Genomic DNA, 19,814 nt, shown 5'->3' on the forward strand with positions numbered 1-19,814 from the left:
ATCAGAATCCGTTCATTGCGTGAGCGGCTTTTTAGCCATTTATACGGCTTTATCGTTGGCGCGTTACCCGGGCCTCGTCCCAGACGGGTTCCGGCGCCTCATAGACCCGCCCATCCGCCCCGAAGACCAGATAGCGATCGAAGTCGGCCGCGAACCAGCGGTCGTGGGTGACCGCCAGCACGGTGCCGGCGAAGGCGTCCAGGCCCTCCTGCAACGCCTCGGCGCTGGCCAGGTCGAGGTTGTCGGTGGGCTCGTCGAGCAGCAGCAGGGTGGCGCCGGACAGCTCCAGCAGGAGGATCTGCAGCCGCGCCTGCTGGCCGCCCGACAGCGTCTCGAACCGCTGCTCGGCGATGCTCCCCGCCAGCTCGTATCGGGCCAGGGCCTTCATCGCCTCGTTCTTCAGCCGGGCGTGCTCGGTCATGACGATCTCGCACGGCGTCCGCTTATGGAGCTCGGGCCGCGCATGGGTCTGGGCGAAATGCCCGGGGACGACCCGAGCACCGAGCTTCGCCGTACCGGTGTGCCGGATGGTCTCGCCCGCGATCAGCCGCAGGAAGTGGGACTTCCCCGACCCGTTCGAGCCCAGGACGGCGACGCGCTCGCCGTACCAGACCTCCAGGTCGAAGGGCTTCATCAGTCCGGTGAGCTCGAGATTCTCGCAGATCACGGCACGTTTGCCGGTGCGGCCGCCACGCAGGCGCATGCTGATGAGCTGGTCCTTCGGGGCGACCTCCGGCGGCCCGGCCTCCTCGAACCTGCGCAGCCGCGTCTGGGCCGCGTGGTAGGCGGGGGCCATGCCGTCGTTGTACGTGGCCTTCTGCTTGAGCATGACGACCAGGCGCTTGAGCTTGGCGTGCTCCTCGTCCCAGCGGCGGCGGAGCTCGTCGAGCCGCTCGTTGCGCTCCTTGCGGGCCTCCGCGTACGTCGCGAAGCCGCCACCGTGAACCCAGATATTTCCGGACTCGACGGTGACGATCCTGTCGGCGGCGTTGGCGAGCAACTGCCTGTCGTGCGAGACCAGCACTACGGTCTTGGGCGTCTCCCGGAGGGCCTGTTCGAGCCAGAGCTTGCCGGGCACGTCGAGATAGTTGTCGGGCTCGTCGAGCAGCAGGGTCTGGTCCGGGCCGCGCAGCAGCGCCTCCAGGACGAGCCTCTTCTGCTCACCGCCCGAGAGCGTGTTGACCTCGCGATATTTCACGTTGTCGTACGGCGCGCCCAGGGCGGCCATCGTGCAGGTGTCCCAGAGCACCTCGATGTCGTAGCCGCCCGCGTCCGTATAGTCGGTGATCGCCTGGGCGTAGCGCATCTGGGTCTTCTCGTCGTCGCGCTCCATCATCGCCAGTTCGGCGTCGTGCAGCCGCCCCGCCGCCTCCCGCACGCGCTGCGGCGCGACGCTGATCAGCAGATCCTGGACGGTACGGCTGTCGCGGATGCTGCCGATGAACTGCCGCATCACCCCGAGACCGCCCGAGTGTGCCACCGAACCCTCGACCGGCTGGAGGTCGCCCGAGATCAAGCGCATCAAGGTGGTCTTGCCCGCCCCGTTGGGCCCGACCAGGGCCGCCTTGACACCCTCGCCGATCCGGAACGAGACGTCGTTCAGCAACGGCCTGCCGTCAGGCAGCACATAAGTAAGGTGCGCGATCTCCACATGTGGCATGTGCCCTCCCAAGGTCCCTGGGGAGGGTATCCAGCTTCTTCTCGTATCAGCACGCGGATTTCTGCCTCTGGGGCCGCGCCTCGGCAGCCGATCAGGATGAGGTCCCCGCACTCTTGCGGGGTGCTGGAATAGCCGGTGGAAGGTCCGGCAATGCCGCCGCTGTCGACCAGCAGCATGATCCAGGCTAGTCGCAGACGCAGTGAGGGTCATCGCTAGTAGAAAGGCATCGTGACTAACGATCAGCGGCATGGCAGTCGATGGCAGGACCGCTCCCGTGTGACCCGTCCCATGGAGATCCTCGTGAGCGCCCTGGCGGTCGGAGCGGGATTCGGCGCGGCAACCTCCCTCGTGAACGCCCTCTCCCACACCTACGCCGACCTTGAAAGCCGTGCCTATACCACCAGCGGGTGGTCAATCGCGGAAATCATGAGCGTGCTGCTCGACTCCGGCTGGGCTTGGGCGGGTTTGGCGGTCGCAGTGGGGTGGCTGGTCACACACGCCAAGGAGAGCCGTCCCACAGCACTGGCGCGGGGTGGTGCTGCCGCTGGTGCACTGGCCCTGCTTGCGGCCACGGCCGCCTACAGCATCGTGGACACCATCCATAGCGGCGCGCAGTTCCCCTGGTACGAGTCCGAACCGCCGGTGTGGTGGGTCGCCAGTGTCGTCTTCGGAGCGCCCTTGGGTGCCGTTGGTGCATGCGCCAAGCGACCGGGAGCGATCGGCTTGCTCGCGAGATTGACCGTGCCGGTCGGCGCCGCCGTACAGATGGTCGTGCTCCCGCCCGGCAGGAACGAGGTGGTCGAGACCATAGGGAAGACGATCGTATGGGCGGTGGCTGCCGCAAGTATCGGCTTCGTCGTCGTCCGATTCCTCTTGGAGCGACGTCGGCGCTCTCTGGCAGGTGCAGATTCGCCGTAGGAGGAGTAGGGCAGCATCGTTCGCGACGGCGAGATCGTCGGCTGGGACCTGCATCCCGGCGGACGCCCGTGGGAGGAAGATGGGCCTCTGGAGGTCCTTTTTCTCATACCTCTACCGGTATAACGGGGTGGCCTACTCCTGCGCCTATGCAGGCCTGCGGCTGACCGACGCGCGCGCGGTCACTGGCCCGCCTGACGCGTGGCTGCGCCTGCCGGAACGCGACTACTGGCACTGACCGCGGACAACGTCTCCCGCATGAAGATCCCCTGCTGAGCAACGGGTGTGACAGGCAGGTAACGGGGGTCATAGCTTGCACTTGGGGTGCGCGATCTCCACGTGTGACACATGCTCTCCTCAAGGTCCCCGGAGAGCGTACCGACAGGTAACGTACTGCCGCACGTGATTTCGTTGGAGTATCTGAAGTAGTTCAGATGAAATTGGGTCATGACAACGAAGAGCTTCCCGTACAGCGCCTTTCTGCGTGGACCCTCACAAGTGCTGCCCTCGCTTGATGACGCGGACGTCGTTCTGGAGCGGAGGGACGACGAGGACCTCGTTCTGATGCGGGCCGAGCGCTTCGAAGCCGGTGTCGCCACCTTGCGCATCGCCGCACGTTCCTTGGCCATACTCGCCCGGCGCAACAGTAGCCTCGCTGAAGAGGTACTCACCGAGGAACTTCCCTGGACCACTTGGCTGCCCCTGACGGAACGGCACGAATGCGTGCGCGACCTGCTCGGACACCTAGTAGCCGGAGCGGACACCGGCGAGCTCCTGCCCTTCAGTCGAGCGCTCATCTCTTGGCGGTCCACCGCAGTCGTATGGAGTGACCCACAGCTCGCGCGTGAACTCCAGGGGCCGTTCCCCGGCGATGGTGCAGAGATTTCACGGCCACTCGGCGAAGACGCATGACAGGCCGGGGCGCTGATGTGCCACGTCCAAACCCATGGAGAGTCCATTTCGCCGACCGCCGGGCCGCCGAAGGATGGAGCCAAAATACGCACGCATGCGCCAAAGAGGGCGATCAGGATGGCGAGTTCCCTGAGCCGTTCCGGGATGCTCGTACATAGACGGCCAGCAGGGGGAAGATCGCCGCCAGGAGAGACGGCCAGCTCACCAGGCTGAGGGCAGACTCGGAGCAGTCGGGTGCGTAGCAGGTGAAACCAGTCGGCCCGCCGACCGCAGCGAAGCCGAGCAGAAATCCCACGCCCAAGAGACCGCCCAGGCGGCCCAGCCATCCCTTGGTGAGGACAGTGGAAGCCATGGCCAGCGCGACCACCGCGAGCGGAAGACCTGTCGCCTCCGCGTCGAAGGCCCACGCCCCCAAACCATCCCAGAATGATGAGGGATAGTCGGCGGAAGATCCGGAAATGCCGCCGCTGTCAACCAGCAGCACGTAGCCGAAGTCCACCGTCGTCCAGGCCGCGACGACAGCCGCGCCCCAGAGGGCCGCCACCCTCCACCCGGCTCCCGGGGACGGCGATGAGCCCGCCATGATCAGAAGTGCCGCGGCCAGGACATAGCACGCGATCAGCGACCAGGGAAGGACGGCAGGGAGAGCCTCCCTGGCGCACGCCTCGTGGTCAAGCCCGCCGACCACCAGGACCAGCCTCATCAACAGCACGGCGCAGATGGATATGACGCCCATGAATGTTGTCCAGCGTGATCCGTACAGCAGGAGGCCCGCAAGGACAACAGGCAGGAGAAGGCTGCCCCATAACACGATCTCCCGCGACACCATCTCGACGTCGGACATATAGCTTGCGGCGAAGCAGGACCAGTTCGCCCTCACTCTGCCAACACCGAAGGCGTAAAGGACGGTCGGCACCGAGGCGGCCAAGATCGCACCAAAACGCAGCGCCGCCGTGACCGGGGGGCGTTTCTTTGCCGCCTGAAGCATGCTGGTTTCCCTCGTCGCTCCCGAAAAAGATCAGTTTGAGCAACGGTAATGGAGAGTCTTCACACCTTCGAGATGCGGCGCCGATCAATCGAATATCCGCGACCGGAGACTCCCGAGATCGGTTCCGAGGATGTCGCACGAGACCTGGACAAAGCGGAAGCCTTCGTCGCGCTCGCAACCAAAGCCCTCGATCATGAGCCCCTACCGATCGCACCGCTCTGCGGGCCGGCCGGTTCACCGCGCCCTGCCGGCATGAGGACAAGGTAACTCTGTTGGCCGGTCCGGGGTGACAAGGCCGCTTTCATAGGCGTAGACGACGGCTTGGGCGCGGCCGTTCACGTCGAGTTTGGCCAGGATTCGATTGAGGTGCGTTTTCACAGTCGCCTCGGCCAGGCGCAGGTGCTGGGCGATTTCGGCGTTCGACAGGCCGCGCGCCACGTGCAGGAGCACCTCCTGCTCCCGCGTCGTGAGACCGTGCGGGCCCGGCTTGGTGGTGTCGGTGGGAAGGTGTACGGCGAAGCGTTCCAGGAGGCGCCGGGTGGTGGTAGGTGCGACCACGGCACCGCCCGCGTGCACCGATCTGATGGCGCTGAACAGATCCGCCGCGGGCACGTCCTTGAGCAGGAAGCCCGACGCGCCTGCCCTGATCGCGGCGAAGGCGTACTCGTCCAGGTCGAACGTCGTGAGGATGAGCACCTTGGGCGTCGCGGCCGCGGCGTCCGCGCGGATGAGCCTGGTCGCCTCGAGACCGTTCATGCGGGTCATCCGCACGTCCATGAGCACCACGTCGGCCTCGATCGCGTGGAGGACCTCGATCGCCTGCGCGCCGTCCGCGGCCTCCCCGACCAGCTCCATGTCCGGCTGGGAGCGCAGGACCAGCCGGAACCCGGCCCGCACGAGCTCGTGGTCGTCCACCAGCAGGAGCCGAATCCGCTGGGCGTTACCCGTATTCATTCCTCATGGCCGACGGGCATGCGGACGGACACGTGGAAGCCGCCGCCGATCCGGGGCGCGGCCTGGAGGGTCCCGCCGTAGAGCGCCGCCCTCTCGCGCATGCCGGCCAGCCCATGGCCACCTACGACCTGAAGCGCGGGCGCCCCCTGGCCGTCGTCGGCGATCTCGAGTTTGATCTCGTCGTGGCCGAATGCGACTTCGACGCTGGCTCGAGTGCCGGGCCCGCCGTGCTTGAGGGTGTTCGTCAGCGCCTCCTGGACAATCCGGTAGATCACCAGTTGCTGTCCTTCGGGCAGCGGTGGGGATGTTCCGTGCACGGTGAACTCGGTCGGCAGCCCGGACGCGCGGGTCTGTTCGACGAGCTCGCCAAGCCGTGCCAGCCCCGGCTGGGGGGAGTGCGGCTCCTGGGCGCCGGTCTCCTCGCGCAGGACGCCCACGAGCCGCCGCATCTCGGCGAGCGCCCGGCGGGCCGTCGTCGAGATGGTCTGCAAGGCCTGTGCGGCAAGTTCGGGCTCGCTGTGGATGGCGTATCCGGCGCCGTCCGCATGCAGGACAATCACGCTCACGTTGTGCGCGACCACATCGTGCAGCTCGCGGGCGATGCGCACCCGCTCGGCCGCAGCCGTGATGAGGGCCTCCTGGCCGCGCTCTCTTTCCGCCTGTTTCGCCCGTTCTACCAGGCTATGGACGTAGCGGCGGCGGGTGTTGGCGTAGATCCCAGCGATCCAGATGGCGATCACGAAGACGGAGAAGGCGGCGTACTCCTTGGCCAGCACGGACCCGGATCCGTTGGGCCGGAGCACCAACAGCGCGATGCCGAGCTCGGCGATCGCTCCGGCGACTGTCGCCCAGCGAAGCCGGCAGTGTGCGGCTACGCCGTACATCGCGACCAGCACCGCGCTGTTGGCGGCGAGCAGGCCGAAGCCCGCCACCCACTGGATGAAGCTCACCAGCGCCGCGATCGCGAAGACCGTGAGAGGGTGGCGCCGCCGCCACAACAGCGGGATCAGCAGCGCCGCGTGCAGGGCCGGCGTGACCCACGGGCCGCCCGTGCGCGATCCCGGCGCGCTGAAGTACCTCACCTGGATCAGGCAGCACAGCACGAGCGGCGCGATGACGAGAGTGTCCTGGTGGCTGGCCATCCAGGCGCGTGATCTGGCGAACACGGATTCGACGATAGGAGTCAGCCCTTTGTCCAGGTTCCCCCTGAAGGCGGAGATTCCCGTGCAACCCAGGTTGCAGTGCTCTCGTGCTCATGGGATGAGTTTGACCTCGGGATAGGTCTGGCTGGTGCCGTCCAAGATGCGGCTGTGCCGTCCCCGCAGGTGCAGATTGAAGAAGGCGGTGAGGTAGGCCCGCTGAGCGGCGATCGAGCGTTCGGGCTTGATCGTCCCGATCATGTCGGGTACGGGGACGTTCGGCAGTCTCCCCGCGAGCTGGGGGAAGATCGCCTGAAGATCGAAGAAGGAGGAGTGTTGCGCTCCCGTGAAGCGCGCCTCACGCTTCCAGCCGCTCGAGTTGTCCCAGAAGGACTTCCAGGTGGGCTCGCTGTCTCGGGTGGTCGTCTCCCCCGCCACCTGCAGGAACGGCTTGGCGACACCGCTTTGGGCAACCGGGCCCAGCATGATGCCGTCGAGGTTCGCTCCCGCGTCAACGCGCCCGTCATCATGCACGAGCTGGGCGGCTGTGGCCCCACCCATGGAGTGGCCGAACGTTCCGATGTGGGACAGGTCCAGGGAGCCGCGCAGCCCGGCCGGCAGCGGCGTGTCTTCCGCGTCGGGGTTGCGCCCGCAGTCCAGGGCCGCCAGCTCATCCAGGACGAACCTTAGGTCCGCGACCCGCGCCGCCAGCAAGACCTTGAAGACCTTCGCCTGCTCCTCCTCGGTCCGTATCGGCGGTAGCTTGGCACCTTCCACCCGGCCGCCGGGGAACTCCACCTGATCCGGCTCGTAGGTGTGGTCGACGGTGACGACGGCGTAGCCGCGGCTGGCCAGCTCCTCGACCAGGACGGTGCTGAGCGTACGCGGAGCCTGGAAACCCCGGCGAGAACAGGATCACTGGCAGGGCACCTGCACTTCGGTCGACCGGTGCGCCGCTCCGGGCGTGCGTCTTCGTCGATGCCCAATCCACCTCGCCCGGCTTGATGCCGAGATCGGCGGCCGTGTCCTTGTCGAAGTCAGCCGCGGCCTGGGGCGGCATCTGGGGCACCAGCGGCAGGTTGCCCGAGCTACGGGCCGCGGGCTGAAGAAGCGTTAGACCATGCGGAGGCGGTGCCTGCGTGGCGCTACGGCAGGCAGTGGCCCGCGCCCCGCACATGTCCCTCGAGGACCGAACGCCGGCACGCTCACCGTCATGGTGCTCTGCGCCGGACCTGCGACGACACGTCGATGACGTGGAACGGGGCCTGCGCCGGCATCGCCCGGCGGCGATCCAGACGGACAGGTCTCAATGGACCACCCCCGCCAGATCAAAGAACGACATAACGGCATTTTGCGGCTCGTCGACATTAGATTCTCGTCCATGGCTGAGGAATCCCGGTGGCGGCGGCGCGTCGCGTGCACGGTGGCGGTGGTGGCCGTCTTCGGCGTGGTCGCGGTGGGAGGCGCCGGGTGGTACTACTCGGGGCTGGTCCTCGATCCCGTGCACGCCTCGGACTACCCGCTCGAGGTGATGGCCTTCAATGGGGACGAGGTCACGCTCAAGGGCGGCTCGGATACGGCCACACCCGGGACCTACGGCTTGACCTGGGCGAACGGCAACGCCCTGCTGGGCCCCACCGTCACGACCGGCTCCGGGACGGTGACCCGCAAGGTCCAGAAGGTCCTCAGAGGAGAGCTTCGCCCAGGGGTCCGCGCGTACCTCGACCGATGGTTGTGGGGCGACGGGAAGCCGTCCGCCGCCGGCGTGCCGTACACAGATGTGAAAGTCCCCTCCCCGCTCGGCGGCTTTCCCGCGTGGCGGACGGAGGGCACCTCTCCGACCTGGGTGATCGCCGTCCACGGGCGGAACGCGAACCCGGCCGAGGCGCTCCGCGTGCTGCCGACCTTCCACAGGCTGGGGATGCCGATGCTCGGCATCACCTACCGCAACGACGAGGGCGCGCCACCCGGCCCTGACGGGAAGTTCCACCTCGGGGCCACGGAGTGGGAGGACGTCGCGGCAGCCGTCACGTACGCCAAGAGCCAGGGGGCGACCGGCATAGTCCTCTACGGCTGGTCGATGGGCGGCGGGATCGTGCCCATGGCCGTACGCAAACTCCCGGACGAACCCATCAAAGGGATCATCCTGGACAGCCCCGTGCTCGACTGGCGATCCCCCATCGCGCTCGGCGCTCAGCAGATGGGCGTGCCGGATTTCCTTGTGACGGTCGGCGAATGGGTCATCGAGCGGCGCACCGGCCTGTCCTTCGACGATCTCGACCAGGTACGGCATGCCCGCGAGTTCAAGACCCCCGCGCTGGTGTTCGTCGACACGGCCGACGCGACGGTGCCGGTGGGCCCGGCCCTGGAGTTGGCCAAGGCGAGGCCGGACCTCGTCACGCTCGTCCAGACCCGAGGCGGCGGCCACACCGGTTCGTGGAACGTCGACCCGGCCCGCTACGAAGAGGCGCTGAGGACGTTCGCGTCGTCCCTCTAAGCTCTAAAAGGCCTGTAAGACCTATGGGACCTCGTCGGGGATCGCGACGGTCATCGACGTCCGGGTCACGACGAATCCGAGCCTCTCGTAGACATGCCTGGCCGGGTTGGTGTGCGTGACGGCGAGCCCCAGGGTGGAGAGGCCATCGGCGGCAGCCCGGGCCTGCGCGGTCCTGAGCAGGAGCGCGCCCAGACCGCGAGGGGCGCCGGTGGGGTGGCGGAAGACTTCCGAGATCCACGGGAGGCCGTCCCTGTCGTTGATCACGACGCCCCCCACGACCTGGTCGCCGGCATCGACCGCCAGCACGCTGCAGGGCAGCAGCTTTCCCAGGATCTCGCCGCGGAGCAGCGGGGCCAGCTCCTCACGGAGCGCCTCGCCGCCGTCGCGCCGACGGTGATCGGGGTGTCCCGGCGGGTAGGCCGACCGCCAGGCGGGGAAGATCTCCTCGGGCGAGCGGTCGCACGGCACGAAACGGAAGCCGTCCGGCGGGGAGGCTCCCGGGATCGGCGTCCGGCGGAGGTCACAGGACATCTCGTGCGCGTGCCGGAGCAGCCGGGCTCCCCGCCTGACGAGCTCTTCGGACAGCTCCACCGGCGCCGAGACCGCCCACCCGCGCAACCGCGACATGATCGCATCGGCCGGATCGGGCCCGATCACCTCGACGAGGTCGGCCCACGGTCGTCCGTCCCTGACGTCCTCGACGTAGCTGACAGCCGGGACACCACTGGCGCCCACCACGATCTCACGCTTCTCGCTCACCTCCGGAGCGTCGCGCAGTGGCCTGACCAGGGCAACCGGTTTTCCGGCAGGCCGGGCCGTACGTCCCGGAGAGCGAGGCGGCAACCGGGATGCCATGATCAATCGGGACACCGGCGCCCTGCGAGAGGGATGACGAGGGGATGACCATGCTCAGCGTTCTCACCAGCCATCTCGGCTACAACACGTCCGGGTCGAAGAAGGCGGTGGTGCTCACGCGGGAGCCTGTCATGGTCACGGCGGCCTTCCTCGTCGACGACGCCGACGGCACGAAGGCCGAGCTGGCAGTGGGCCCGGAGCTCCAGGTCGACGAATGGTCGGTCGGCACGTTCCGGCGGGTCGACTTCACGCATGTGCGGGCCGAGGGGCGCTACCGCGTCGAGGTCACCACATCCGACGGCGTCCGGAGCTCCGAGCCGTTCGTCATCGGGTCGCGGCGAATCCACTACCAGACGCTTTCGGATGTCCTCTACTACTTCAAAGCGGTCCGGTCGAGCGGCGAGATCGACCGGAAGGACCGGAGCGCACGGTTCTACGGCGACGACTCGGGGCGTACGGTCGACGCCCGCGGGGGCTGGCTCGACGCGTCCGGCGACCACAGCAAGTTTCTCAGCCACCTGAACTACACCCGGATGATGAACCCCCAGCAGACTCCCCTGTGCGCCTGGGCTTTCCTGGCCGCCCGGGAGCAGCTGGCCGCGAAACACCCCGGCCTCTTCCAGACGCTCGGCGCCCGGACGCGCGACGAGGGGCTCCACGGCGCCGACTTCCTCGTGCGGTTCCAGTCACCCGAGGGCTACTTCTACACGGCGATCTTCGACGCGCTCACCAAGGACCTCGACGAGCGCGTGATCAACGCCCCATTGCGGGACAGCGTCCGTACGACGCGCTGGCAGGCCGCGTACCGCCAGGGCGGAGGAATGGCCATCGCGGCGCTCGCGCGCGCCGCCACGGTCGGCGACCACGGCGACTTCACCGCGGAGGACTACTTCCACGCCGCGCGCCGAGGGTTCCTACACCTGGAGAAGCACAACCTGGACTACCTCCACGACGGCACCGAGACCGTCATCGACGACTACTGCGCCCTCATGGCCGCCGTCGAGCTGACCGACGCCGCCGGGACCATCGACGCCCCGGCCCCGGAATTCGAGGAGGCCGCCGCGCGGCGCGCACGGTCGCTCATGGGGCGGTACGTCTCCACCGGCAAGGGCTTCGGATCCCTTCGCGGAGACGCCGAGGGCCGGCCGTTCTTCCACGCCGCCGAGTCCGGCCTGCCCGCCGTGGCGCTGATGCGTTTCGCGGAGGTTCATCGTGACTCCGCACTCGCGGCCGAGGCCCGCGCGACGGCGGTGACGCTCGTGCGCGACGCCGTACGGCTGGCCGACGAGGTGGACAACCCCTTCGGCTACTTCCGGCAGTACGTCCAGCCGGCCGGCTCGGAGCCTCGCACGAGCTTCTTCTATCCGCACGACAACGAGACCGGATACTGGTGGCAGGGCGAGAACGCCAACATCTGCTCGATCGCCTATGCCGCCCTGCTCGCCGCGGAGCTTCCGGAGTGCGACCCCGACCTGGGTGATCGGCTCACGCGGCTGGCCGAGGACCAGTTGCAGTGGGTCATGGGGCTGAACCCGTTCGACTCGTGCATGATCCAAGGACGGGGCCGGAACAACGTCGAATACTCCACAGCGTTCCAGAACGTGCCCGGCGGCATCCTGAACGGTGTGACCAGCGGTTTCGACAACGAGCGAGACATCGCCTTCATGCCCGCCGAGCAGGCGGCGAGCGGGGACTCGTGGCGCTGGGCCGAGCAGTGGATCCCCCACAGCGCGTGGTTCCTCCTCGCCGTCTCGGCGTCCCGCTGACGCGGCGCCGTCGACGATCGGCGACCCCCGGCCGGGCACGATAACACCCCGTCACCTCGGGGGCCTCGTCAACCTGAGTCAGCCCGAATCCCCGAGTCGCCCGAGCCCGGGATGCGGTGTGCCCGCCAGAACGCCGACACGTACGCGGGCGACACCGCCTGCGCGTGGGCCTTGAACTCGGCTGTCGTCGTGACTCCGTACCAGTGCCCCTCGGCGTAGACGCGGAGCAGGCCTCGTCGTCGCCGACGATGCCGTACCACCACTGGCGGGCCACCGCCTGAACCAGCGAACCGGTGCCGGCTCGGCTGAACACGATGATGGGGCGCCTCTTCGGGGTCTACGGCCTGGTCATGGGCAAGGCCAGAATGTAGATGTCGTAGATATAGGGCACACCGTCGGCGGCGCCGTCCATCCGGCCGGCGCGGACCCACCCCCACGACCGGTATAGCCGCTGGTTGGCCCCGAGCCGCGGTTCCACCGCGAGCGTTGCCCGCTCGGCCGGGGTCGAGCCGAGAACCGCGTCGTGCAGCGCCCGGCGGCGGCGTCCACGACCTCGATGTTCATCCGCCCATTCGCAGTCTCGTCCCCGTCTTCTCGCGTGGCAGCCCGCGAGTGGTCTGTCGGTGTCGTGTGCCAGAGCGTCCCCACATGCTGGCCGAAGCGCTGTACCAAGGGCAAGATGCTCCGCCGCGTGCCCCCATGCCCGGAGCACGATGGCTGGCTGTCAGCCGAGTCCCCGGGATCGTCGGCAGTGGTATCGCGACACCAGGTCGGGCCGGCGTGCCGCCGAGCGTAGAGCGTTGGTGGTGGGCGCGGCCGGGTGGCGGAGACGGCCGGTGAGGGCGGCCCCGTTGGAGGCGGTTGTGCTGTTTTGTGTGGTGATCGCCTGGGCGATCTCAGCGTTCAGGTGGGCCCGGCGTAGGGCCGGCATGCCGTCCGTCAACGTTTCCTGAACCACGGCGTGGGCGAACCTGAAGCGCCCTGGGCATCCTTCGGCGATGAGGGCGGCGGCCATGGCGGGCTCCAGCCGGTCGAGTGCCGCGTCGAGGGACAGTTCGGCGAGCCGGGCGATGAGTGCCAGGTCGAACTCCGGGCCGATCGTCGCGGCCAGGCGCAGCAAATCGCCGGTCGGCCGGGGCAGGCGGCTGATCCGGCCGAGCACCACGTCGCGCACCCCGGGCGGGACCGCACGGGCGGAGCAGGCGGTCTTGCGGCCGATGAGCTCCGTGGCGAAGAAGGGGTTGCCGCCGGTGCGGTCGTGTAAGGACCGCGGGTCGTCTTCGGGTGTGTCGCCGTGGGCCACCAGTTCGGCCAGTTCGGTGACGGTGAGGCCGGTCAGCGGGAGCCGCAGGGCCTGGCGCCGTGCCAATGCCTCGAAGGCGCCGGCGAGCGCTCCGGCGGGCGTCGGCCAGTCGCGGGCCGTGCCGATGACCGCCACCCGGCCCTCGGTGAAGGTCTGGGCCAGGTGACTCAGCAGGCGCAGGGAGGAGGGATCGGCCCAGTGCAGGTCGTCCAGGATCACCAGTACGGGACGCTCACCCGCCGCGGCGACGAGTAGCCGCGCGGCGCTCTCGTACATGCGGAATTCCGCCTCCTCGGGATCGGCCCCCGCGATGGGCCGGCTGTCCGGGACACCGGCCACGCCGAGCGCCGGCGGGGTCTGACCCGCCTGCGCTGCCGGGAGCGGTGTGACGCCGGTGAGATGTCGCAGGAGTTGGGTCCAGGGCCAGAACGCCGGTGTCTTCCCGGCCGCCGGGCATCGCCCGATCGCCACCGCGTGGCCGCGCTCGCGCGCCCGGCCGGCCATCTCCTCGGCCAGGCGGCTCTTGCCGATCCCCGGCTCGCCGGTGATCAGGGCGAACCCCGGCCGTCCCGCTGACACCTCGTCCAGCAGGTGATCCAGCGCGGCCAGTTCTTCACGCCGGCCTGCCATCACACGCCCACCCGCGCCCGCCTCCCGAGGTTGCACGGTCGGCGCCCCCTCCTGCCCGGCGGCCCTCGCGGGGCCGGCCGGGGCCGGGGTGGGGCACGGGGCCGGGACGGGGGTGGGGTGGGTGCGGGCCGGCCTGAGATGGGGGGACTGGAGCAGGATGTCGCGCTCCAGGTCGCGTACCTCGCCGCCGGGGTCGATGCCGAGCTCGTCGACCAGGATCCGGCGTGCCGTGCGGAGCGCGTCCAGGGCCTCGCCCTGCCTCCCGCACCGGTACAGCGCCAGCGCCCGCAGCACCCACAGCCGCTCCCGCAGCGGATGCTCGTGCGTCAACGCCTCCAGCTCCCCTACCACCTCGTGATGACGGTCCTGGTCGATGACGGCCGAGACCAGCAGCTCCCGGACCCGCTCCTTGGCCTCCGTCAGGCGAGCCGTGGCCGCGGTCGGGTACTTCTGCCCGGCGAGGTCGCCGTACGGCTCGCCACGCCACAGCCGCAGCGCCCGGGTCGCGGCCCGTTCCACCGCGGCGGGATCAGTGGCCTGCTCCGCCTCTGCGACCAGGCCGAGGAACCGGGTGACGTCCAGTCGCCGCGGATCGACGGCGAGCCGATACCCGGCCGGGCCGAAAGTCAGCAACCCGCTCCGGGCACGGGGTGGGCGCCCCGGCTCCAGTGCCCTGCGCAGGTTGCACACATACGCATGGAGCGATCGGCGCGCTTCGGCGGGCGGGGTGTCACCCCAAATCCTGTCGATCAAGGTCGCCATGGAGACCGGCCGCCCCTCTGCGAGGACCAGAATGGCCAGCAGGATCCGCTGCTTGGGCGTGCCGACCTCGCACTGGAGGCCGTCGTCACGGACGACCTCCAGCGGGCCCAGCACGCGGATGTCCACGGCCCCGCCCTCACGTCCGCTCTCGCGGCTCAGGGCCGCCGGAGCAGGAAGGGCCTCGACCGTCGCGGTCACCGGCATGACTTCAGCCACAAGAACCTCCCGTTCATCGAATCCGCGAATCTCAACGGCGCAGGAGCCGGACCAGGCGGAGCCCGGCGAGAACGCCCATGGCCAGATGCCCCGTGACGAGGGCGATCTGGAACACCCTCTGGGCCGCGGTGAGGTCAGCGGCGTAGCCGCCGTCGGAGAACCCGGACAGGAAGGCCAGGATCCCGGCGATCATCAGGAGGACGGCGGCGGGGATGGCGACGGCGCGGCGCCGCCGGCTCACGGCGAAGGCGAGGATCACCTGGGCGATCATCATCGGAATCGGAGCCGACAACCGCGCCTGTGGTCCGAGGGCGTCCAGGAAGGTGGGGCTCAGGCCGGCCGCCAGCGATATCAGCGCGCCTGCCACGTCCATGACGAGCAGGAGGCCGATGGTGACCACGATGGCGGTGGCGAAGGGGCGCCCGGCCGCTGCGGACGTGGTCGACGGGGTCAGGGAAGGCGACGGTGCGGATGACATCTGCTCTCTCCTCGAAGTAGGGCTCGGGTACCGACAGGCGACGGCCGTCCGCGAACACGGACGGTCCGGGCCGCCGCGGTGGACCCCGTACGGGTGTCCGGGGCGGCGGCTCTTCGAGCATCGGCGCCGGGACGATAGGGCGTCGTGAGGCGCCGGTCCTGTCCACGAAGGGACATCTCGTCCCGTGACGTCGGGACCGGTACATGACACGATCGCCGTCGTGGTGGACAGAACGACCCGGCGTGTGGTCGTCCCGGTGAGCGTGCTGGTGCTCCTGGTGGCGGCGACGGTCGCCGTCGAGCCCCGGCTGCGGCACATCGGCGTGACGGGGATAGTGGAGCGTTTCGACGCCTTCCGATGTGTGGCGGGGCTGGCGTTCGGCGTGCCCGGCGTGCTCGTGGTGGCGCAGCGGCCGGCGAGCCGGGTCGGATGGCTCATGACCGTCATCGGGGCGGCCCAGGCGGTAGGCGTCGCCCTCGGGGCGTACGGCCTGCTGGGCATCAACGACGGCGGGCTGCCCGGCGACGACTGGGCGATGTGGGTGTCGAACTGGATCTGGGTGCCGGCCTACCTCGCGGTGCCGACCGTCCTGTTGCTGATCTTCCCCGACGGCCGGCTCCCCTCGCGGCGATGGCGGCCGGCGTTGGCGGTGGCGATCGCCGGGATCGTGATGGGCGCGGTCGACTGGATCTTGCAGCCGGTGACGCTTCTGGGCGAGGTCGGCCGGATGTATCCCCCCGGCTATGAGGGAGTGTTCGCGCATCTGACCGGGGTCCCTCCGGCGGTCCGCACGGCCGGGACGGTGTGTTCGCTCATCTCCGTGGCGGCCGCCCTCGCCTCGCTGGTGATCCGCTACCGGCGATCCGATGAGCGGATGCGGCGCCGGTTGCAGTGGGTGGTGGCCGGGGCCCTGCTGACGGTGAGCATGCTCGGCCTGGCACTGCTGGTCCCCTGGGGGGCACCGATCGTCGCCCTGGCCTGCGTGCCGCTGCCGGCCGGGGTGGCCGTGGCCGTCGTGGCCCACCGCCTGTGGGATCTCGACCTGTTGCTGTCGCGTGCGCTGGCCTTCGGCGCCGTGAGCGTGCTGCTGCTGGCGGGCTACGCGCTGACCGCCTTCACAGTGGGCGGCGTCCTGGGAGCCGGGGCGTCGGCGATCCTGGTGGCGTTCGCTGTGCATCCGCTGTATCTGCGGGCCAGCACGGCGGCGAACCGTCTGGTCTACGGTGATCGGGACGACCCGGCCAGGGCGCTGCGCCGCCTGGGTGCGCGGCTGTCGGACGCCGGCGCCCCCGGAGACCTGCTGGAGCGGATGGCCGCCGAGGTCGGCCGCGTGTTGCGGGTGCACTACGTGGCGGTCGAAGATCACGGGGTGGTCGTGGCCTCGTGGGGCGCCTCCGGCGAGGCCGGCGAGCGCGTTCTTCTGCACCACCAGGGCCACGAGGTCGGCACGCTATTGGTCGGCGAGCGGCTGCGCCCAAAGGATCGCGCGTTGCTGGCCGAGCTGGCCCCGCATGTGGCGGTGGCCGTCCACGCCCACCGTCTCGGAGCCGATCTGGAACGTTCACATGCCCGGCTGCTCGCCGCCCGGCAGGAGGAACGCGACCGGCTGCTGTACGAACTGCACGACGGAGTGGGGCCCACCCTGGCGGCCCTGGCCCTGCAACTCGATCGCGGGCGCCGCCTCGTCGACACCGATCCGCAGCAGGCCAAGCACATCATGGACGATCTGTCCGCCCGCATCCGGGCCACTGTCGGCAATGTCCGCGCGATCGTCAACGACCTGCGGCCACCCCCGCTGGACGACCTCGGGCTCGCCGGCGCATTGGCGGAGTTGGGCAAGGGATTCGCCGGCGATCTGGCCGTCGAGGTCGACACGCCGTCCGACCTGCCCGCCCTGTCCGCGCCGATCGAGCTGGCCACCTACCGCATCGCCGCCGAGGCGCTGACCAACGCCGCACGCCACGCCAGGGCCTCCCACTGCATCGTGCGCCTGCGCGCCCACCAGGCCCTGGAGTTGCACATCGACGACGACGGGATCGGCCTGGCCTCCCCTGCCCGGCACGGCTTCGGCTTGACCTCCATGCGCCGCAGATCCGAAGAGCTGGGCGGCACCTTCGAACTGCACACCGGCGACGGGACAGGCACCCACCTGGTCGTCCGGCTCCCCCTGGCGGCCTCGTGATCCGCCTCATGGTGGTCGAGGACCACCCGATCTACGCCGAGGGGCTCGTGGCACTGTTCCGCGAGTTGCCCGAGATCGAGGTCGTCGGTGTTGCCGGGACCGCAGAGGCCGCCATCGAGCTGGTCGAGCACAACACCCCTGATGTGATCTTGATGGACCTGCACCTGCCCGGGATGAGCGGGGTGCAGGCCACCTCCCACATCACGGCCCGCCACCCCGGCGTGGCCGTGCTCGCCCTGACCATGTTGTCGGACGACGAGACCATCCTCGCCGCCATCCGCGCCGGCGCGCGCGGCTACCTCTTCAAAGAAGCACCACAGGAGGAGATCGTCCGATCGCTCCAGGCCGTCGCGGCCGGTCAGGTCGTCTTCGGCCCCTCCGCCGGCAGCCGGGTGCTGGCCGCTCTGGCCACCGAGGCAGCCCGCCCCCGCCCGCTGCCCGAGTTGACCGACCGGGAACGGGAGGTGCTCGACCTGATCGCCACTGGGCTTACCAACCACGCCATCGCCCAGCGCCTGTTCCTCAGCGAGAAGACCATCCGCAACCACGTGTCCAACATCTTCGCCAAACTCGGCGTCTCCGGCCGCTCGGCCGCCGTCGCCCGCGCCCGCGACGCCGGCCTCGGCACCTGATTGCCACCTATTGCTGTACGGCAAGCAAAAGGCCCTCCTGGATCATCCGGGAGGGCCTCTGAGCTGGAGCCGCCTAAGGGAATCGAACCCTTGACCCCTTCATTACGAGTGAAGTGCTCTGGCCGACTGAGCTAAGGCGGCGTGCCGTTCGACGGCATTCGAGAGTCTACAGGCTCGCCGGGGGTTCTCGCGCCCATGACTACCGGGCTTTCGGGCACACCGTACCGTTCTTGGGGACCCGGAGGGAGATCAGGTAGTCGTCGACCGCCGTGTCCACGCAGTTCGAGCCCATCTTGTAGGCGGTGTGGCCGTCGCCGTCGTACCCCAGCAGGACTCCGGAGGTGAGCTCCGACGCCAGCCCCTTCGCCCACTCGTACGGCGTGGCGGGGTCACGCACGGTCCCGACGACGAGGATCGGCGGCGCTCCCTCTGCCTTGACCGGCTCGTCCGTGCCAACCGGCTTGACGGGCCAGAACGAGCAGGGAAGCGAGCCCCACATCACGGTCGCCCCGAAGTGCGGTGCCGTCTTCTCGGCGGCGACCGCGGCCTTCTCGTAGGCCGTCATGGACTTGGGATACGGGTGGTCGAGGCAGTTGACCGCCATGTTGGACTCGGTCTGGTTCGAGTAGGACCCGTCGGACCGCCGGTCGACGAGCACGTCGGCGAGACGCAGCAGATCGGTGCCGTCTCCCGCGAAGGCCCGCCCGAGGGCGATCCGCAGTTGCGGCCAGGCGTCGCGCTCGTACAGCGGGGTGACGATGCCGAGGACCGTCCACGCCTCGTTGATCACGCGGCCGTCCCCCAGGTCGTTCTTCAGAGGGTGCTCGTCCGCATGCTTCAGCAGGTGGGCGACCTCCGCCATCGCCCCGTCGACCGTATGACTGGTGAAGGGGCCGGTTTGCCGCAGGGAGTCCTCGATGAAGGCCCTGAGCGCCACCTCGAACCCTCGGGCCTGCACCTCGTTGGCCTTGAGCGACGGCACGGCCGGGTCGACGGCTCCATCGAGGACCAGGGCGCGAACGTTCTTGGGGAACAGATCCGCATATATCGCGCCAAGGTAGGTGCCGTACGACTTGCCGAGGTAAGTCATCCCGGAGTCGCCGACAACTCCGCGTAGCACGTCCATGTCCCTGGCCGCGTCAGCCGTACCGACGAAAGGAAGCAGGCGGCCCGACTTGGCCTCACAGCCCTCGGCGAACGCCTTGGAGCTCTGCTTCAGCGCGTTGATCTCCGCCGACGAGTCGGGGTTGGGATCCATGCCGACGTAGGCGTCCAAGTCGCGGCTGGACATGCACGTCACCGGCGAGGACTCGCCCACACCACGAGGGTCGAAGCCGACGATGTCGAACCTCGCCAGCACGTTGGCGGTGAGGACGGACCGCGCCGCCCGGGTGTACTGGATGCCCGATCCGCCCGGCCCGCCGGGATTGATGAGCAGCGAGCCGATGCGCTTCCCCGTCGCGGGCAGGCGGATCACGCTGATGTCGATCCGCTCCCCGGAGGGCTTCGTGTAGTCGAGCGGCACCTTGACACGGGCGCACTGGAAGCCGTCTCCGCAGTCAGCCCACGCCGGCGACTGGCTGTAGAAGGGCTGCAGAGCGGGGGTCGGCGCCTTGATAACCGGGCGAGCGCCCCCTGCGGGCTGGTGGTCCGCGGTGCACCCTGCGGCGCATCCGGCGGCGAGGACGAGCGCCGCGACGGCGGCGGCGAAACCACGGGTCATGCCTCGCCCAGTCCGCGCCTCTGGCGTGCATACGTTCAACTCATGCCTCCGGAGGCAGAAATGCCCGAGTCTCGATGAAGCGGATGAAGATGGATAGGGAGACCTCGCCGCGGCGCTTGAAGCTCGGCGTGACTTTGACTGACGGACTGACCGACCGCATAACTGTCGCATCTTATGTCCGGGCCACCCTCTAGGCGGCTCG

General features: G+C 69.2%; 16 protein-coding genes and 1 tRNA gene. 6 read left to right on the forward strand and 11 right to left on the reverse strand.

Annotated elements, in window-relative coordinates:
- Positions 1-49: 49 nt before the first annotated feature.
- Entirely contained in the window at positions 50-1,660 is a 1,611-nt protein-coding gene (locus tag N5079_RS06035; protein WP_261582490.1) for an ABC-F family ATP-binding cassette domain-containing protein, read from the reverse strand.
- Between the two features lie 300 nt (positions 1,661-1,960).
- On the opposite strand from N5079_RS06035, the gene N5079_RS06040 reads away from it, so the two are divergent.
- Both N5079_RS06040 and N5079_RS06045 read left to right on the forward strand, forming a co-directional pair.
- Positions 1,961-2,578, forward strand: a complete 618-nt coding sequence (locus N5079_RS06040) for a hypothetical protein (RefSeq protein WP_261582492.1) — start codon at positions 1,961-1,963, stop codon at positions 2,576-2,578.
- Between the two features lie 444 nt (positions 2,579-3,022).
- The gene (locus tag N5079_RS06045) at positions 3,023-3,487 is read left to right on the forward strand and encodes a hypothetical protein (RefSeq protein WP_261582494.1); all 465 of its coding nucleotides are present in this window, start codon (positions 3,023-3,025) and stop codon (positions 3,485-3,487) included.
- Positions 3,488-3,599: 112 nt separating this feature from the next.
- Here N5079_RS06045 and N5079_RS06050 read toward each other — a convergent pair whose 3' ends face one another.
- The 4 genes from N5079_RS06050 to N5079_RS06065 form a co-directional block, all read right to left on the reverse strand.
- Positions 3,600-4,475, reverse strand: a complete 876-nt coding sequence (locus N5079_RS06050) for a hypothetical protein (RefSeq protein ID WP_261582495.1) — start codon at positions 4,473-4,475, stop codon at positions 3,600-3,602.
- Positions 4,476-4,709: 234 nt separating this feature from the next.
- A complete protein-coding gene (locus N5079_RS06055; RefSeq protein WP_261582496.1) occupies positions 4,710-5,429 on the reverse strand; it encodes a response regulator in 720 nt (239 codons plus the stop codon).
- Entirely contained in the window at positions 5,426-6,595 is a 1,170-nt protein-coding gene (locus tag N5079_RS06060; RefSeq protein WP_261582497.1) for a sensor histidine kinase, read from the reverse strand. The genes N5079_RS06055 and N5079_RS06060 overlap by 4 nt, the downstream gene beginning before the upstream one ends.
- An 87-nt stretch (positions 6,596-6,682) precedes the next feature.
- Entirely contained in the window at positions 6,683-7,435 is a 753-nt protein-coding gene (locus N5079_RS06065; RefSeq protein WP_315967792.1) for a hypothetical protein, read from the reverse strand.
- A 514-nt stretch (positions 7,436-7,949) separates the two neighbouring features.
- On the opposite strand from N5079_RS06065, the gene N5079_RS06070 reads away from it, so the two are divergent.
- The gene (locus tag N5079_RS06070) at positions 7,950-9,065 is read left to right on the forward strand and encodes an alpha/beta hydrolase family protein (protein ID WP_261582500.1); all 1,116 of its coding nucleotides are present in this window, start codon (positions 7,950-7,952) and stop codon (positions 9,063-9,065) included.
- A 21-nt stretch (positions 9,066-9,086) separates the two neighbouring features.
- Here the strand turns inward: N5079_RS06070 and N5079_RS06075 are convergent, their stop codons facing one another.
- On the reverse strand, positions 9,087-9,824 hold the full coding sequence (locus N5079_RS06075) for a GNAT family N-acetyltransferase (protein ID WP_261582501.1): 738 nt from the start codon (positions 9,822-9,824) through the stop codon (positions 9,087-9,089).
- Positions 9,825-9,970: 146 nt separating this feature from the next.
- Between N5079_RS06075 and N5079_RS06080 the strand changes: the two genes are divergently transcribed.
- Positions 9,971-11,686: a glycoside hydrolase family 9 protein gene (locus N5079_RS06080; RefSeq protein WP_261582502.1), complete on the forward strand. Its 1,716-nt coding sequence runs from the start codon at positions 9,971-9,973 to the stop codon at positions 11,684-11,686.
- 337 nt (positions 11,687-12,023) lie between these two features.
- Here the strand turns inward: N5079_RS06080 and N5079_RS06085 are convergent, their stop codons facing one another.
- From N5079_RS06085 to N5079_RS06095, 3 genes are all read right to left on the reverse strand, one after another.
- Positions 12,024-12,164 carry a hypothetical protein gene (locus tag N5079_RS06085; protein ID WP_261582503.1) on the reverse strand — a complete coding sequence of 47 codons (141 nt, stop codon included), beginning with the start codon at positions 12,162-12,164 and terminating at the stop codon, positions 12,024-12,026.
- Between the two features lie 246 nt (positions 12,165-12,410).
- On the reverse strand, positions 12,411-14,597 hold the full coding sequence (locus tag N5079_RS06090; RefSeq protein ID WP_261582504.1) for a BTAD domain-containing putative transcriptional regulator: 2,187 nt from the start codon (positions 14,595-14,597) through the stop codon (positions 12,411-12,413).
- A gap of 31 nt (positions 14,598-14,628) precedes the next feature.
- Positions 14,629-15,075 (reverse strand): hypothetical protein, encoded by a 447-nt coding sequence (locus N5079_RS06095; RefSeq protein ID WP_261582505.1) that lies wholly within the window; start codon positions 15,073-15,075, stop codon positions 14,629-14,631.
- A gap of 220 nt (positions 15,076-15,295) precedes the next feature.
- Here N5079_RS06095 and N5079_RS06100 point away from each other — a divergent pair, with 220 nt between their 5' ends.
- Together N5079_RS06100 and N5079_RS06105 are read left to right on the forward strand one after the other, a co-directional pair.
- Positions 15,296-17,257: a sensor histidine kinase gene (locus N5079_RS06100; RefSeq protein ID WP_261582506.1), complete on the forward strand. Its 1,962-nt coding sequence runs from the start codon at positions 15,296-15,298 to the stop codon at positions 17,255-17,257.
- Positions 17,254-17,889 (forward strand): response regulator, encoded by a 636-nt coding sequence (locus N5079_RS06105; protein WP_261582507.1) that lies wholly within the window; start codon positions 17,254-17,256, stop codon positions 17,887-17,889. The genes N5079_RS06100 and N5079_RS06105 overlap by 4 nt, the downstream gene beginning before the upstream one ends.
- A gap of 64 nt (positions 17,890-17,953) precedes the next feature.
- Here N5079_RS06105 and N5079_RS06110 read toward each other — a convergent pair.
- Positions 17,954-18,030 (reverse strand) — tRNA-Thr (locus N5079_RS06110).
- 58 nt (positions 18,031-18,088) lie between these two features.
- Positions 18,089-19,612, reverse strand: coding sequence for an alpha/beta hydrolase (locus N5079_RS06115; protein WP_261582508.1), 1,524 nt, complete (start codon positions 19,610-19,612; stop codon positions 18,089-18,091).
- Between the last annotated feature and the right edge of the window lie 202 nt (positions 19,613-19,814).

The sequence above is a fragment of the Planotetraspora sp. A-T 1434 genome, from assembly GCF_025420585.1.
GTDB lineage: Bacteria > Actinomycetota > Actinomycetes > Streptosporangiales > Streptosporangiaceae > JAOEGB01.

What these genes read in the sequence shown, in the direction of transcription:
- N5079_RS06050 (WP_261582495.1), bottom strand. Translation starts at nt 4,475, where the DNA reads ATGCTTCAGGCGGCAAAGAAACGCCCCCCGGTCACGGCGGCGCTGCGT.
- N5079_RS06080 (WP_261582502.1), top strand. Translation starts at nt 9,971, where the DNA reads ATGCTCAGCGTTCTCACCAGCCATCTCGGCTACAACACGTCCGGGTCG.
- N5079_RS06045 (WP_261582494.1), top strand. Translation starts at nt 3,023, where the DNA reads ATGACAACGAAGAGCTTCCCGTACAGCGCCTTTCTGCGTGGACCCTCA.
- N5079_RS06055 (WP_261582496.1), bottom strand. Translation starts at nt 5,429, where the DNA reads ATGAATACGGGTAACGCCCAGCGGATTCGGCTCCTGCTGGTGGACGAC.
- N5079_RS06095 (WP_261582505.1), bottom strand. Translation starts at nt 15,075, where the DNA reads ATGTCATCCGCACCGTCGCCTTCCCTGACCCCGTCGACCACGTCCGCA.
- N5079_RS06115 (WP_261582508.1), bottom strand. Translation starts at nt 19,612, where the DNA reads ATGACCCGTGGTTTCGCCGCCGCCGTCGCGGCGCTCGTCCTCGCCGCC.
- N5079_RS06035 (WP_261582490.1), bottom strand. Translation starts at nt 1,660, where the DNA reads ATGCCACATGTGGAGATCGCGCACCTTACTTATGTGCTGCCTGACGGC.
- N5079_RS06070 (WP_261582500.1), top strand. Translation starts at nt 7,950, where the DNA reads ATGGCTGAGGAATCCCGGTGGCGGCGGCGCGTCGCGTGCACGGTGGCG.